Annotated in this window: 11 protein-coding genes and 1 tRNA gene; 8 read left to right on the top strand and 4 right to left on the bottom strand. The window is 59.8% G+C overall.

Going from position 1 to position 15,748, the window contains the following annotated elements; translation table 11 throughout:
* Window positions 1-12 precede the first annotated feature (12 nt).
* The 6 genes from HMPREF2912_RS06735 to HMPREF2912_RS06715 all read left to right on the top strand — a co-directional run bounded on the left by HMPREF2912_RS06735 (window position 13) and on the right by HMPREF2912_RS06715 (window position 11,062).
* Window positions 13-1,704 carry a VanW family protein gene (locus HMPREF2912_RS06735; protein ID WP_210396378.1) on the top strand — a complete coding sequence of 564 codons (1,692 nt, stop codon included), beginning with the start codon at window positions 13-15 and terminating at the stop codon, window positions 1,702-1,704.
* A gap of 3 nt (window positions 1,705-1,707) precedes the next feature.
* Complete coding sequence (locus HMPREF2912_RS06730; protein ID WP_070683654.1) at window positions 1,708-3,489, top strand: ABC transporter ATP-binding protein; 1,782 nt, start codon at window positions 1,708-1,710, stop codon at window positions 3,487-3,489.
* A gap of 639 nt (window positions 3,490-4,128) precedes the next feature.
* On the top strand, window positions 4,129-5,610 hold the full coding sequence (locus HMPREF2912_RS06725) for a SpaH/EbpB family LPXTG-anchored major pilin (RefSeq protein ID WP_070683652.1): 1,482 nt from the start codon (window positions 4,129-4,131) through the stop codon (window positions 5,608-5,610).
* A gap of 193 nt (window positions 5,611-5,803) precedes the next feature.
* Window positions 5,804-6,712 carry a class C sortase gene (locus tag HMPREF2912_RS06720; protein ID WP_049378962.1) on the top strand — a complete coding sequence of 303 codons (909 nt, stop codon included), beginning with the start codon at window positions 5,804-5,806 and terminating at the stop codon, window positions 6,710-6,712.
* A 4-nt stretch (window positions 6,713-6,716) separates the two neighbouring features.
* Window positions 6,717-7,568, top strand: coding sequence for a SpaA isopeptide-forming pilin-related protein (locus tag HMPREF2912_RS12680; protein ID WP_083312490.1), 852 nt, complete (start codon window positions 6,717-6,719; stop codon window positions 7,566-7,568).
* Window positions 7,568-11,062, top strand: a complete 3,495-nt coding sequence (locus HMPREF2912_RS06715; RefSeq protein ID WP_070683650.1) for a prealbumin-like fold domain-containing protein — start codon at window positions 7,568-7,570, stop codon at window positions 11,060-11,062. The genes HMPREF2912_RS12680 and HMPREF2912_RS06715 overlap by 1 nt, the downstream gene beginning before the upstream one ends.
* 78 nt (window positions 11,063-11,140) lie before the next feature.
* On the opposite strand, the gene HMPREF2912_RS06710 is transcribed toward HMPREF2912_RS06715, so the two are convergent.
* From HMPREF2912_RS06710 to HMPREF2912_RS06700, 3 genes are all read right to left on the bottom strand, one after another.
* Entirely contained in the window at window positions 11,141-12,070 is a 930-nt protein-coding gene (locus tag HMPREF2912_RS06710) for a class C sortase (RefSeq protein WP_070683649.1), read from the bottom strand.
* 107 nt (window positions 12,071-12,177) lie between these two features.
* The gene (locus HMPREF2912_RS06705; protein WP_070448130.1) at window positions 12,178-12,366 is read right to left on the bottom strand and encodes a hypothetical protein; all 189 of its coding nucleotides are present in this window, start codon (window positions 12,364-12,366) and stop codon (window positions 12,178-12,180) included.
* 47 nt (window positions 12,367-12,413) lie between these two features.
* Window positions 12,414-12,487, bottom strand: a tRNA-Gly gene (locus HMPREF2912_RS06700).
* An 87-nt stretch (window positions 12,488-12,574) separates the two neighbouring features.
* Here HMPREF2912_RS06700 and dcd point away from each other — a divergent pair.
* Both dcd and HMPREF2912_RS06690 read left to right on the top strand, forming a co-directional pair.
* On the top strand, window positions 12,575-13,147 hold the full coding sequence (dcd, locus tag HMPREF2912_RS06695) for a dCTP deaminase (protein ID WP_046647118.1): 573 nt from the start codon (window positions 12,575-12,577) through the stop codon (window positions 13,145-13,147).
* Between the two features lie 53 nt (window positions 13,148-13,200).
* Window positions 13,201-14,535 (top strand): UDP-glucose dehydrogenase family protein, encoded by a 1,335-nt coding sequence (locus HMPREF2912_RS06690; protein WP_070683648.1) that lies wholly within the window; start codon window positions 13,201-13,203, stop codon window positions 14,533-14,535.
* Here the strand turns inward: HMPREF2912_RS06690 and HMPREF2912_RS06685 are convergent.
* Entirely contained in the window at window positions 14,465-15,691 is a 1,227-nt protein-coding gene (locus HMPREF2912_RS06685; RefSeq protein ID WP_070683647.1) for a YibE/F family protein, read from the bottom strand. The genes HMPREF2912_RS06690 and HMPREF2912_RS06685 overlap by 71 nt on opposite strands.
* Between the last annotated feature and the right edge of the window lie 57 nt (window positions 15,692-15,748).

The raw sequence follows: 15,748 nt of genomic DNA, 5'->3' as shown, positions 1-15,748 counted from the left end.
AATCTCGTACACGTGAAAAAGGCAATCGGACATAGGCAGCAGCAACGCAAGGGGCTCCAGGTGACTCTTGGCGTGCTCGTCGGCCTCCTACTCATCGCCGGCATCGCCTACGCGTGGGACGTGATGGCCAACCAGCACAAGGTTCCGCGCGCGACGTCGGTCGGCGGCGTGGACATCTCCCAAATGGAGCGCACCGCCGCGGTGGAGAAGCTGGAGCAGGAGCTTGGGGACGTCGCGGCCCAGCCCGTGGATATCCACTCCGGGGAGAAAAGCTCGCAGCTTATCCCCCAGGACTCCGGCCTGAGCCTGAACTATCAGAAGGCCGTCGACGGCATCCCCGATGCCTCCCTGAACCCCTTCTCGCGCCTGTACAGCTTCATCAAGCCCACCCAGGAAATCCCTGTTGCCGTGGACATCGATGAGAACCAGCTCTCCGGCCAGCTCGAGCGCGTGGGTAACGAGCTGAAGATCGAGCCGAAGGACGGAAACCTGGAGCTTATCGACGGCTCCCTCAAGGAGACCGCACCCGTATTGGGCCAGGCGGTGGACGAGGGGGAGCTGCACGAGGGCGTCGTCAAGCACTGGCTCGACCCCGAGGGCGTTGAGATTAAGCCGATGGTGGTGGAGCCGCAGATTAATGATGAGGCCATTGAGGCCATGCGCACCGGGGATGCCGCCCGCGCGCTGGATAACCCGCTCACCCTGAAGGGCGAGAACAACACCACCGGCACCCTGCGCAAGCCGGAGATTTCCCAGTTCGTCTCCATCGCCGCCGAAGACGGCGAGCTGCGCCTCAAGGTGGACAAGAACCGCGCACGCGAGCTTTTCCAAGAGCGCATGCAAGGCTCCGAGGTGCCCGGCACCAACGCCAAGATTTCCTTCAGTGGCAATGACAAGCAGATCACGCCGTCTGTGGATGGCTCCATCATTGACTGGGATAAGACCTTCGAGGGCTTCGAGGACCGCGTGAGCAGCGAGGACGACCGCGAATGGGATGCCGACTACAAGCCGGACCCCGCGGATTTCACCACCGAGATGGCGGAGAAGGCCACCTTCGATGACACCGTGTCTGAGTTCTCCACTGGCGGCTTCTCCGGGGCCTCCGGAACAAATATCCGCCTGGTGGCCCAGCAGGTCAACGGCGCCGTGGTCAACCCGGGTGAGACCTTCTCCCTCAACAGCTACACCGGCCCACGCGGTACCGCGCAGGGCTACGTGGAATCCGGCATCATCATCGATGGTCACGCGGGCGCTGCCGTGGGCGGCGGCATCTCCCAGTTCGCCACCACCTTGTACAACGCCGCCTACTTCGCCGGCATGGAGGACGTCGCGCACACCCCGCACTCCTATTACATCTCGCGCTACCCGGCAGGCCGCGAGGCCACCGTCTACGAAGGTGCGATTGACCTGCAGTTCAAGAACACCTCCAACCACCCGGTGCGCATCGAGACCAGCTTCGGCAACGACATCACCGTGCGCTTCAAGGGCGTGAAGACAGTCGACGTCGAGTCCATCAACAATGGCCGCTGGGCCAAGACGGAGCCGCAGCGCAAGTCGGTGAGTGAGGACTGCTCGCCGTCGTCTGGTGCGCCGGGCTTCACCACCTCGGATACCCGCGTGATCAAGGACCTCTCCGGCAAGGAGATCTCCCGGGAGACCACCACCACGGTCTACGACCCGCAGCCCATCGTTACCTGCGGTTAAGCCATGACCCGGCCGATGCACACCGCGGTGAAGGACCCCGCGGACGTCGATCAGCTGGCCCAGCACCCGGTGAAGTTTGGTCGCGTCGCCGGCCTCTTCGCCCCGCACCGCGGCACGCTGCTTGTGGTGGTGGCACTCATCATCGCCACCTCCGGGCTGACGGTGATGCAGCCTTTCCTGGTGCGCCGCACCGTGGATGAGGCCATTCCTGAACACGACACCGCGCTGCTGCTGTGGCTCGTCGGCGGCATGCTGGCCATCACCGTGGTCTCCCAGGCCATCGGCGTTATTCAGTCCTTCCTGTCGGCGCGGGTGGGGCACACCATCATGCACGAGCTGCGCACGCAGGTCTTTGCCAACCTGCAGCGCCAATCCCTGCAGTTCTTTACCAACAACCGCGGCGGGGAGATTCAGTCGCGCCTGACTAATGACATCGCGGCGATGCGCGGCATGGTGACCACCACGGCGACGTCTGTGGCCAGCAACCTCACCATGACGGTGGCCACCCTGGTGGCGATGGTGGCGCTCTCACCCACGCTGTCGCTGCTGTCCTTGCTGGTGCTGCCGCCGGCTGTGTGGCTGACCCGCCGCGCCGCCGTGCTGCGTCGCAGCCTCATGGAGAAAAACAGCCGCGCGCAGGCAACGTTGCAGCAGACCATTTCGGAGAACCTGTCGGTCTCCGGCATGCGACTGGCGGCCACGTTGGGTGCGCAGGAGCGGGTCTATGGCGCGTTTGAAAAGACCTCGCGCTCCCTCATCCGCTTGGAGCTCGAATCGCAGCTGGCCGGGCGCTGGCGCATGGCGCTGACGCAAATCATCTTCGGCGTGATGCCGGCCCTGATTTACCTGGTGGCTGGCCTGCGCCCGGGGATTACGATTGGCACGCTCATCGCCTTTTCCACCCTGCAGACCCAGATTTTCCGCCCGATTACCGGCCTGCTCAACGTGGGCGCGCAGTGGGTGGCGTCGATGGCGCTGTTCAGCCGCATCTTCGAGTACCTGGACTTGGAGCCCGAACTCACTGAGGCCACCCAGCCCGCCCAGCTTGCCGACGCCTCCCTCACCCTCCACCACGTCTCCTACCGCTACCCCGGCACCGACACCGACGCGCTGAGCGACGTCTCCCTTTCCATCCCCGCCCACACCACCACGGCCCTTGTGGGGCATACCGGTTCCGGCAAGTCCACTGTCGCCGCACTGTTGGCACGCCTAGCCGATCCCACCGAAGGCACCGTGCACCTGGGCGGGGTAGATCTGCGTGACATTCCACCGGCGCAGCGCGCGGCGGTCATAGGCGTGGTTTCCCAGGAGACCTACCTCATCCACGGCACCGTGCGGGAGAACCTCCTCTTTGCACAGCCCGATGCCAAAGAGGAACAGATGTGGGCGGCGCTTAACGCCGCGCGCGTGGACGAGGTCATCGCCGCGCTTCCCGACGGGCTGGATACTCTCGTGGGCTCGCGCGGCTACCGTTTCTCCGGCGGTGAGCAACAGCGCCTCTCGCTGGCGCGTACGCTGCTGCGCCGCCCACGGGTGCTCATCCTGGATGAGGCTACCTCGGCCCTCGACAACGAAACGGAGCGCGCCATCCAGGATGCAGTGCTTGGTGCGGACGCCACCCGCCTGGTCATTGCGCACCGCCTGTCCACCATCCGCGATGCCGACCAGATCGTCGTCCTCGATGCCGGCCGCATCGCCGAACGCGGCACCCACGCCGAACTCCTCGCGCGCAACGGCGCCTACGCCGCGCTCCTTCGTGCCGCCGACGAGGCTCAGAGTACGTAGAGAGCTCTTGTCAGGAATCTTAACGCAATTAGCTCTTTGGTACGTGGGCTGTTGAAGGCTGAGAATCTAAATGAGTTCAGGGTGCCTTGAGCGCTCTTGGTGACGCTTCCTTTTATGGGTCATCAAAGGGGATGTTCTATCTGGTGGTATTGGCAGCATATATGGTTCGTTTCGTCGTCGTTGGAAGGTGCTCTCTGGGAAGCTACTCTCCTGCGTGAAGCTTGCATTCTATGTAACGGGTGTAAAATCGAGCAGGCTTACCCCCTTAAATGGGCAATGTGTTCAATTTCACACGAAACTAGATGACGTCTCGAAAACATTAGTTGAACTGCAGAAGGAGTCTTCACGTTTGGGTGGACCGTGCGGATTCTTGAGACGTTTAGCCGGTTTTGCGGGGGAGGAGCTTTAGTCGGGGACTTTGCCCAACACGCTGGGATAGAATCTAGTTATGTAATCCACAGGCTATCGTTAGTTAAGGTTGGCGCCTGCGTAGACGTTTCCACCTGAAAACTACTCTCGGCAGGCGAAAGATTCTTAGCAACGAGTCAGGTCATGGTGCGTGAACCGTGGGGAATGGATTGCACACAGCCAATGAGGCGCGGTGCCTCATTTCAGAACTCGTGTAAAGGACCAGTTTCCGTGAACAAGATCTCTCGTACCGCTCGTTCGGTTACTTTCGCTGCCGTCGTTGGCCTCTCTATGGGTATCTCCGCTCCGGGGGCCCTGGCGCAAGACGGTGCTGTCGATGCACAGCCTGCTGCTGAGCAGGGCGCCGTGAACAAGGCAAACATCAATTTCAACCAAAAGGGCTCTATTACCCTCTTCAAGAAGAAGGGTGCTGAGTCTGGTACTGCAGCTACCGGTCAAAAGATGGAAGGCGTTCCGGGCGAACCGCTCGCTGGCGTCACCTACAAGATCACCAAGCTGAATTACGACCTGCAGAATGGTGACTGGTCCAAGTTCCCGAAGGCTGCTGCAGATGTCAAGGACGGAGATAAGACCGATACCACCTTCGAGAAAACCACCGCCGGCGAGGGTGAGGCGAAGTTCTCTGATCTGCCTTTGGGCATCTACTTGGTAGAGGAAACTAACGCTCCGGCCGGCATCGTTGCCGGTGCTCCGTTCATCGTGTCGGTGCCGATGGTTAACGAGGCATCGGATGCCTGGAACTACGACGTCATTGCGTACCCGAAGAACACGGAAACCAAGACCGAGAAGACTGTCAAGGATGCAGATCAGAACATCCAGGACGCGTACACCTACACCATCAACGCGGATGCTCCGACCTGGGGCGAGGGCAAGAGCTTGACGGCCTTCCGCTTCGAGGATCGGCTGGACCAGCGCCTTGATTTCCAGAAGGTCACTGAAGTTAAGGCTGGCGATACGGTTCTCACTGCGGGTGACTACACGGTCAATGACCCGAAGGCCAACGGCAACAAGCTTGTCGTAACCCTTACCGACCAGGGCCTTGCCAAGGTCAAGTCCGGTGCCAAGATGTCCCTGACCTTCGAGGTTAAGCGCAAGGCGGTTGGCGACACCACTGAGCTGAAGAACCAGGCTGATGTCATCTTCAATAACCCGAACACCGGCAAGGAAGTCAAGAACCAGACCAACGAGGTCGTGACCTACCACGGCAAGCTCAAGGTTGTTAAGAAGGACGGCAAGGAGGCCGGCAAGGTCCTGGAAGGCGCTGAGTTCGAGCTCTACCGATGTGCCTCCGCGCAGGATAAGCTCGAGAACCCGCTGACGGTAAACGGCGCGAAAAAGTGGACCACCGGCGCCGACGGTACCTTCACCATCGATGGCCTGCACGTCACCGACTTCGAGGATGGCAAGGAGGTTGTTCCGGCAAGCAAGAAGTTCTGTCTGAAGGAGACCAAGGCTCCGGCTGGCTACGCCAAGCTGGACAAGCCGGTGGAGATCAACTTCACCCGCAAGGACATCGCAGCTACCGGAGAAGGTGACGACGCGGTGACTCTGGTTGCTAACGTTGACAACGTCAAGCAGGATACCCCGAACCTGCCGAATACTGGTGGTGCCGGTGTGGGCATCCTGGCTGCTATTGGCGCAGCGATTGTTGCTGCTGGTGCTTGGTTCGCTCGTCGTACCGCGCGCAACTAATAGCCGGGCATAGTTCCGGTGGCGCAGACTGTCCATGATGGTCTGCGCTGCGGGTCGGGTAATCAAAATATGGTGCTCGACCCAGTGAGGGGACTGGGCTAGGTATAGACTTCAGTCCCCTTCATTCTCTTTCGTTGTAATCCCGGTCGCGCTGCGCTAGCGCGTGGGACATTCTTTTGGGTGGTGCGGGTCGTTGACTACGGTGGTAGGCCAAAATGCAGGCCGACGGCACAGGCGCCGTGGAGGCCTAGTCCTTCCGGCGGTAATCGTTGTCGTTGGGTTGTTGGTGATGCTGTACCCAGTGGTCTCGACCGCATGGAACAATTGGAACGCCTCAAGAGTGGCGCAGGAATATGCGCGACTGGATAAAGAGACACCGGCGCAGGTGCAGGATTCGGTGTGGGATGCTGCACATGCATACAACGAAGAACATACGTCGGGTCCGATCTTGGATCCGTGGCTGAACCGTATCGGGGTAGACAATCCCGACTATGAGGCTTATTTGAAGCAGTTGGGTGAGACCGAAGCGATGGCCCGCCTCGTGTTCCCAGCAGTAGACGTTGATCTTCCGGTGTTTCATGGCACCGCAGATAAGACACTGCAGCGTGGTTTGGGGCATTTGTATGGTTCTGACCTGCCGGTCGGTGGATCAGGAACCCATTCCGTCATTACGGGGCATACGGGTCTGGCAAATTCGACGATGTTTGATCACCTCGACTCTGCCACCGAGGGAGATGTGTTCTATATCCAGGTTGCTGGCCACAAATTGAAGTACGTCGTAGACGACATTCAAGTTGTGCTGCCGAGCGAGGTAGATGGCCTACGGCCAGTCGCTGATCAGGATTACGTCACACTGATTACGTGCACCCCGTACGGGATCAACACGCATCGCTTGCTGGTGCGTGGCCATCAGGTTCCTATGGAGCCTGGGGAGGAGTCGGTGTTTGAAAACTCCCATGGTCCGGGCTGGCAATGGTGGATGTACGCGCTGTTGGCTGCGGTGATTGTCATTGGGTGTTGGCTGGTGTGGTGGCTGCGTCGCCAGAAGGCGGCTACCGGGGTGCAAGAAGTTATTAATAAGGAAAGTAGCGTGCGGGAGTAAGGCGATGAAGAGGTTGACAAATGCATGGTCGGCCCGAGTGGTTGCCGTCGGAGTAGCGTGTGCGGTTGCGTTCGCAGGGCCGGGCGTCGTTGCTGCAGAAGCGGTGCAGGTTGCCGGGCAGCAGTCCACTGGTGCGGAACGCACTTCGGCTACGGATACAGTGACAATCCGGCTGACACAAGGCAATCCCAACGACGATGGCCAGCCGCCCTCGGGAAAAATCCAAGGTGTCACAATTCATCTGGACCGGCTTGCCGGCTTGGACCCGACCAACGCTGACGACGCAGCCCGCGTACGGAACGCGAATCTCGACGAGGTTCGTGATTGGCGCACCGATGTGCACGTGGATCTGGTCACCAATGCCAATGGCGAGGTGACGTTTGATGGTCTAGCTCATGGCTTCTATGTGGTGACGTCTACAGCGCCGGATGATTCCTACCGAGAGATAAACCCGTTTGTGGTGGCGGTTCCATTCCACACGGTGGTAGATAACCCGAAACCAGTACCAGGAGTAATCGTGGCTAAGACCCACAAACCGGGTGAAACGCCGACGCCACCCACGTCGTCATCTGCTCCGAGCGCTCCGCCGTCACGCCCGGATACCCCGCAAACACCTCCGAACTATCCACCGACTAAACCAGGGAAGCCACCTCACCAACCCGAGACAACGCCGCCGGGTACTCCAAGTGCCGGTAAGACCTCAACCCCAGTAACGTCGTCGGGCAATGGTGGCTCATTGGCGATGACCGGTGCACAGGTAATCGGTGTAGTAGCCGCAGCGTTGGCATTGATTGCCACTGGTTTCGTGATGATTGCCTTTAGCCGTAGGAAGAATTCAGAAAGCGAGGGACGCTAATGTCCTGGACAGATTCTCATCCGGTCGAGCCGGTTGTGTACCGCTGGCGTGCTCTTGCGGCGTTCATTGCTGCACTGGCTCTCGTTGTTGGTGTTGCTGCACCGGCTGCTCTGCCCGGAATCGTTGGTGCCGTAGCCGAAGCACAAACCACAACCCTGCGCACCAAGCTCGATTCCGCAGACCAACTGAGCCTGACTGTTGGCGACTCCGCAACATTTGAAGGCCACTTTGTTGACGCCGGAACCGTGGAGGAGTTGGAATTCACTGTTGAGACTGCAGGACTGGAGTTCGACGGCTCGGCCTACACACTGACTATCGACGGCGAAGTGATCCCCGTCCGCGAAGGAGACAACCTCGTTGTAAAATCAACCAGTTCTTCAGTGACTTTCCGAATCGCTGGCCTTTCTACTGACGTGCCAGCAGGGGCAGCTTTCTCACTGAAGATCCCAGCGGTCGCAGAGGAATCCGAACTGAGCGGGATGTCCGTCGACGTGCGTGGAGTAGCCGAGGAGACTACCAGCACGTCATCACCTGAATCCAGCGAAGCCTTAGAAGCCCCTTCGGAGGTGACTGAGCCGCTTGATATTGCTGACGTTGACGCGGCCCCAGCCCGTCTGATGGCGGCGCCGAACATTACCCCGTACGCTGCAGGCGACCGCACCATCACGATGGTAAACGATGGATACGTGCTCAAGGGAAGCCGCTATATCCCGAACTTTAAGATTCCGGCCGGTGAGCTTTTTGGCGGCCAGCTGTCCATTCCGCAAGGCACGGTGGTTACCCTCAAATCCAGCGTTAACAGTTATTTATCGACTAACCCTGATGACCTGACGATCTATTACACCGGTGCCAACGGAGGTTGGTATGAGGCGAAGGTGACCTACAAAAGGATTAGCGCCAAGGAATACCAAGTCATCCTGCCGCAGATTACTATTGGTGGCACCGCACAGATTCAGTTTAAGGGTGTTCACCGCGGGCCAGCCGATACAGTGTTTACAGCTTCCTTCACCGTTCCTGCGAAAGAGGAGTGCCAAGATCCGGTTACAAGCAGACAGCCAAAGCGCGATCTCACCCCAGCTGAATTTGCCGACGGTAGCCCTGTCTACGTTGTAACCAGTGAACCTAAGGATCTTCGCCGAGACACTTCCATTCTGAGCCGGCAAGTAAATCAAGGCCAAGACTTCCGGTCGGTGGGGGAAAAGTCGCGGTGGGTTTACAACGCCCTCGCCTTCAACTCGAGTGATAACTGGCTTTATGCGGTAAGCCAGATTCGCGGTCAAAATGGTGATCCCTGCTACCCTGCAGGAAATCTCCTGCAGATTAATCCGGCGACCGGTGTGGTACATAACCTTGGGCCTATCCTTACGTCCGGAAGCACCGGTACCCCTTTCGAAACGAGCAGCGACCGGGATCTGCTTAACGCGGGCGTGTATACCAGCGAGGGTTTCTTCGTGGCTAACACGTCTACCTCTGGTACTCGGCGCCTTTATAGAATCGATGTCGATAATGTCACTGCTAAACGCGTGTTCGGAAACCAGCAGTCTTTTTCGGAGGACTGGGCGGTGCTCCCGCAGGCCCAGAAGTACATGTGGGGCTTCCAGAGTAGATCTCAGGCCGGCGACAAGCTGATTCTTGAACGCATCGATACTCAGACCGGGGCAGTCAAGACCTGGGATCTCACGGGAATCAAGACTTTGGACGGGCGCACTATCTCCAACCCCTCCGCCTCGTGGGGCAAGGCGTGGACCTATTCCAATGGAAACCTAGGGTTTGGATCGGGTAGTTCGGCTGCGAATCAGCTGGGTTTTGAGCTAAAAATCAGTAACCCGGACTCCGAAAGTCCGACGTTCGAGTTGGTCAACATAATGAACAACCTGCCTGCTTCATTTAACACGGATGCTGCTTCCGATCTGGTGCCGCCGCCGCCAGCGCTGCAATCCAACATTGCAGTGAAGAAGCAACGCTCGGAGACCAAGGCGGTAAACGGCGAGGTCCGTACTTTCTGGACCATTTCGGTGGAAAACACCACAGCTAACGCCAGCTCGGGAGGCACGTTCTGGGAGTACCTACCAACGGATACTCACTATGGGGTGAATGCTTCCGGTCCCACTGCTAAGTTCGAAGGCTTTGGGCCTGGATCCACACTCGTCAACGGGCGTAATCCAGGGCCTAACGAGATTGGCCCGGGGGCCGGTATTTATGCAGGCATGACTGTCCCGTCCGGAGCGGACGGTGAGTCCCGATACATGAAGGGCTATGTTGGTACACTTCCAGGACACGCGAAGGTAGAGTATGTCGTCTCTGCGCCGGTGCGAACGGATAAATACGGCAACCTCAAGACGGTGTGTAGCCCGAACAAAGTGGCTTTCCAAGCCACTGATGGTGAGGCCGGTAGCGACAACGTTGCTACTGAAGCCTGCTTCAGCAAGGTTGCTGTCGACAGTGCACCGCAACCTGTTCCTGGTGCGGCGAATGAATATACCGCGAAGTACAACGTCGTAGTAGCCGCCCCGGATGCTCCCGGCTTCGACACCAATGAGGTGATCTACGGAAAGCTGACGGATACCCCGAAGTTCGTTGGTGCCGCCACGGTTACTGGGGCCACTGTGGTCTTCAAGGACGAGTTCAACAAGCCCAGCCAGCCGCAGTCGTACCAGGGGGCCGGTCCGTATGAACTCAACAAGAACGACACTCCAAAGATCATTAAGCCCAAGGGCGTCAATGGAAGCTCCGGGCAGCACGTCTACGAGGTAACGGTGCGCTTCAAGCTGGATCGCTCAAAACTGGACAGCACCTCCGTCCCAGCCGGCTACCCGAGCCAACCTGCAGGAAACACCCGCTGCTACACCAAGGATGGCCTGCACGAGCCCAACTTTGGCCTCATGAACGAGGCAGAAATGGGTGGCTGGAAGGATACTGACTGTATCCCGCTGGAGACCAAGGAAACGATGGACGTTCTGCTCGAAAAGGCGAGCTACAACCCAGACAAGCCGAAGGAGATTCAAACCGACGGGTTGCTCGATGGCGCGCAGTTCACCGTCCACCGCGGTGACGCTGACGGAAACCTGAAACTAAACCCAGATGGCAGCGTCAACACTGATGCTAACCCCGTGGTGAAGCAGTCCACGACCACCACCACAGGCCGCGTCAAGCTCGAAGGCTTGGACGCCCCTGGCGTGTACTACCTCATCGAGACCAAGGCGCCGAACGGCTATAACCTGCTGCCCGCGCCGATCAAGTTCTCGACGGAGTGGGATCAGAACGGCAATGCAGTCATCAAGGTGCTCTCCGGAAAGACCGCGATCACGAGTAATAGGTGCGCTGAGTCCGACACCGCTGCCAATTGCGTGAAGAAGATCGGCGTCCTTCAGGTCGCTGACATCACCAAGGGTGCACTGCCCAAGACCGGTGGTGAGGGCGTAGGCCTGTGGGCTCTCGCTGGTGCCGCTATTGTCGCGGCAGGGTGCCTCGCTTTGCGACGTCGCCGGGTATAGAACCAGCGCTTGCGGTGACTTTTAGAAAAGGCCCGCTCTTCCAGGGAAGGGCGGGCCTTATTGCATTTTTATTGGCGGTTAGGAATCCTGTGGGTCGTCGTCAATCACGGTGTCCTTGGCATTGCTGACATATTTGCGCCACCAGTAGATGAGAAGAAGCACGATGATGGCAGCGGCAGCCAGAATGGCCCACATCCACCACTGCCAGTGAATACCAGAGCTGATGAATGCGGCCTCGTCTTCCGGATCCATTGGCACTCGGTGGCCGGTGACGAGCAAGCGGTGGGTATTTACACCGTAGGGGGTGCAGGTAATGAGCGTAACGAGGTCCTGGCCTGGCTCACGGTGGAGCGAGCTGGTGTCCGCAGGCTCGACGACCCGAATATCGTGCACCTCGTACTTGAGCTTCTCGCCGCCGGCGGCGATGTAGAAAGCATCGCCCTTCTTGACCTTGGTGAGGTTGTCCCACAGCGTGGCATTCTGTAGACCCGTGTGAGCAGAGAGCGCTGCGTGCCTGCCCTCGCCGTTCCCCACGCCACCGACAGGTAGGTCCGTGCCGTAGAGGTGGCCAGCGCCGCGGGAGAGTGCTTTTTCTGAGGTGCCGTGATAAATGGGCAGATCGGAATCAATAGAGGGGATGACGATGCGACCCATGGCATCGGTCTCCGACAGCACAGACAGGTATTGGCGGTAGCGCTGGTACTCGGGAGAGTTCTCGTCATCGGTGGTGGTCCAAGCGTCTTCCACACTGATTTGGCCCAGCTGGGCGTTGTAGGCCTGTGCCTCCTCCCAGGCGGTGTGCAGTACTTCTGGCGGGGCTTGCTTCTCCAGCTTGGCGTATTCCTCGGCGGCGCGGGATTGGGTGTGGTTGTTCCACTGCGTGGCCACGACGGGGTAGAGCAAGACACCGAGACCGACGAGGATCAGAATTAACGCAATGATGGCGTTGGGGTTGACGCCCTTCTTCTTGGGTGCGTCGCTGATTTCCGCTGGTTCGTGCTTGCCCATTGTGTCCTGCCTGTGGGGTTTGTTACCGCACGCCCTGGTATTGACGTGGGGGTAATTTTTGAATCTCAGGCTAGGGACGATGTAGCTCTGAGAGAAAACGTGTCTGTCTAGTCGCCGATAACGAAGCACAGGGCTTCATACCGATTCAGAGTGGCCTCGTCGATGGCTAAAATTTGATCAACCGCGCGCTGTTCGCGGAGCTCATCGATTGTGCGGGGCGCAAGATCTTGAAGTACATGCTCACGTTCAGCGCGAAGCTCCGCTGTGGTTTTGGGCGTGAAGATAGGGGCTGTCATGGTCCATCCTGTAGGTATGAAATTAGTCCATGAACTGGGAAAATACGTGGAGCCGACGACGGGAATCGAACCCGCGCCAGCAGCTTGGGAAGCTGCAGTTCTACCATTAAACTACGTCGGCGCAATGCAGAATGTGCATCGTCATAAAGCTTAGCACCGCCGCCGCCCGAGGCCATAAAAGGCCCAGTGGGGAGGTAGACTATCAACCGTGCTTCTTTCTGATCGTGATATCCGTGCCGCCATCGCCGCTGATGCTCCTGAGCGTTTGAGCATCGAGCCTTTCGACGCCGAGATGGTCCAGCCTTCCTCCATCGATGTGCGCCTAGACAAGTTCTTCCGCGTGTTTAATAACTCGCGCTACACGCACATCGACCCCAAGCAGGAGATGCCGGACCTCACCAGCGAGGTGGAGGTGGCTGAGGGCGATGCCTTCGTCCTGCACCCCGGCGAGTTCGTGCTCGGCGCAACGCTGGAAAAGTTCACTTTGCCAGCCAACCTCGCGGGTCGTTTGGAAGGCAAGTCCTCCCTGGGGCGTCTGGGCCTGCTGACTCACTCCACGGCCGGCTTTATCGATCCGGGTTTCTCCGGTCACATCACGCTCGAGCTGTCCAACACCGCGAACCTGCCGATTACTCTGTGGCCGGGGATGAAGGTGGGGCAGTTGGCCATCTTCAAGATGTCCTCGCCGGCGGAGGCGCCGTATGGCTCCGGCGCGCTGGGTTCGAAGTACCAGGGCCAGCGCGGGCCGACGCCGTCGAAGTCCTATCTGAACTTCCGTTAAACTTTTCGTGCTCGCCGCGCGCTTCTGGTCAACCGCGCCTAAAATTCCCGGTTATGCGTATGACTGTGATTGGTACCGGCTACCTGGGCGCGACGCACGCCGCCTGCATGGCGGAACTCGGCCACGAGGTGCTCGGTGTAGACGTGGATGAACACAAGATCGAAGCGCTCAAGAACGGCCGCGTGCCGTTCTACGAGCCTGGCCTGCCGGAGGTGCTCGAGCGCAACATCGAGTCCGGCCGCCTGGGTTTTTCTACCAGCTATGACGACGCCGCGGAGTTCGCCAACCTGCACTTCCTCGGCGTAGGAACCCCGCAGGCACACGGCTCCTATGCGGCGGACCTAACCTACGTGAAGGCCGTCATCACGGAGCTCGTGCCGCGCCTCAAGGGCGAGCACATCATCTTCGGTAAGTCCACCGTCCCCGTGGGCACCGCAGCGGAGCTGCAGCAGATGGCCAATGAGCTTGCCCCGGAGGGCACCAGCGTGGAGATTGCGTGGAACCCGGAGTTCCTGCGCGAGGGCTACGCCGTCAAGGACACCATCACCCCGGACCGCATCGTCCTCGGCGTCGGCGAATTCGCCGAGAGTCGTGCCGAAGAGGTTGCCCGCGAGGTCTATGCCAAGCCGCTGGCGCAGAACACCCCGTTCATCGTGACCGACCTGCAGACCGCGGAACTGGTGAAAGTCTCCGCCAACGCCTTTTTGGCCACCAAGATTTCCTTCATCAACGCGGTCTCTGAAATTTGCGAGATTGCCGGTGCGGACGTGGTCAAGCTTGCCGACGCCATCGGCTACGACGAGCGCATCGGCCGCAAGTTCCTCGGCGCTGGCCTGGGCTTCGGCGGTGGTTGCCTGCCCAAGGATATCCGCGCCTTCATGGCGCGTGCCGGCGAGCTGGGTGCGGACCAGGCCCTGACCTTCCTGCGCGAGGTCGACGCCATCAATATGCGCCGCCGCGACCGGGTGGTGGACCTGGCCAAGCAGGCTTTCGATGGTTCCCTTTTGGGCCACCGCGTTACCGTGTTGGGCTGCGCTTTCAAGCCCAACTCGGACGACGTCCGCGATTCGCCAGCACTCTCCGTGGCCGGTTCGCTTTCCCTAGCAGGAGCCGCCGTGACGGTCTATGACCCGCAAGGTATGGAGAACGCTAAGAAGGTGTTCCCGACGTTGAACTACGTGGCGTCGGCAAGCGAGGCGCTCAAGGACACCGAGCTGGTCATCCTCGCTACTGAGTGGCAGGAATTCCGCGACCTCGACCCGGCTGAGGCCGGCGAGCTCGTGGCCCGCCGCCACATCATCGATGGGCGCAACGTGCTCAGCGTCGATGCTTGGCGCGAGGCTGGCTGGACCGTCGAGGCGCTTGGTCGCGTCCTTCCGGCACAGTAAACGCCGCAATCGCGGTGGTCAGCGGTACCGCAAGTGTCAAGGCCATCGCGCCCAGCAGGGAGCGCAGAACCTCCGTGGCGACGAGGTCACTGGAGAGGATCTGCAGGGCTGGGCGCTGCGCCGCCGTGATGAGCATGAGCAGGGGCAGGGCCGCGCCGGTATAGGTCAGCACGATGGTATACACCATGGAAGCGATATGGTCGCGGCCCACCTTCATGGCTGACATGAAAAGCGCGCCGGGCCCGGCTGCGGGGTCGGCGGCGTGGAGCTCGCGCACGGTGGAGGCCTGCGCCACCGCGATGTCGTTGAGGCTGCCGAGCGCGCCGATGATGAACCCGCACAGCAGCACGCCCACCACGGAAACCCCTGGCATGTAGAGCAGTAACTTGAGGTTATCTTCCGAGCTCGAGCCTGTTAGCGCCGTGCTGCTTATCGACGCCCACCCCAACGCCCCCGACAACGCTAGCGCCACCAATGCGCCTCCCAGGGCGGAGGCTGATTTCCAGTTCACGCCGTGCACGAGAGGAACGGCGAGGAAAAGGATGGCCGCGCAGGTCACGAGCGCTAGTGGCAGCGCCGAATGGCCCTCAATGAGAGAGGGGATGAGGTAGAAGAAGACGATTGCCAAGCTGATTACAAGACCCACCAATGCGCGCAGTCCGTGCCAAGCGGCGAAGCCGACGATGACAAGGGCCGCGATGATAGCCCACAACGCAAGGTTTCCATTGCGCTGAAAATCAGCGAAGGCATAGGTGCCGTCGCTGGAAACTGTCAGAATTACCTCGTCACCGGGGTGGAGGGTCGGGTCACTGGCCACGCCATAGAATACGAGCTGCGTCTTGCGGCCTGCGTCTGCGCCGGAGGTCAGGTCAATGAGGGCGCGGGAGCAGGAGGTGTCGTCGCCCTCGGCGGGGATGAGCGGGGCCTCATCGAAGGCGCGGCCCGTGTGGGGATCGGAGCACAGGTGGTTATCCACGGTCTCGACGGTGCCTTCGACTTGTGGATGATTGAGGGCGTAGGTGGTGGAAAAGTCCGGGCTGGTGTGCTCAGTGAGCGCGCTGGTGGGGCGGAGGATGAATAGTCCCGCGAGGGTTGCGAGGGCCGTGATGGCAAGAAATCCTAGGAGCCCCGTGCGCCACGGGCTGAGGTTAGTCATGCCTACTATTGTGAATGAGATTCATAATAAAGAAAAGTATTGCTGATACGGTCAACA

It is taken from the genome of Corynebacterium sp. HMSC056E09 (genome assembly GCF_001813425.1).
GTDB classification, from domain to species: domain Bacteria; phylum Actinomycetota; class Actinomycetes; order Mycobacteriales; family Mycobacteriaceae; genus Corynebacterium; species Corynebacterium hesseae.
The sequence above is the reverse complement of the archived record's forward strand: the minus strand, read 5'-3'. Positions and strand labels throughout refer to the sequence as shown.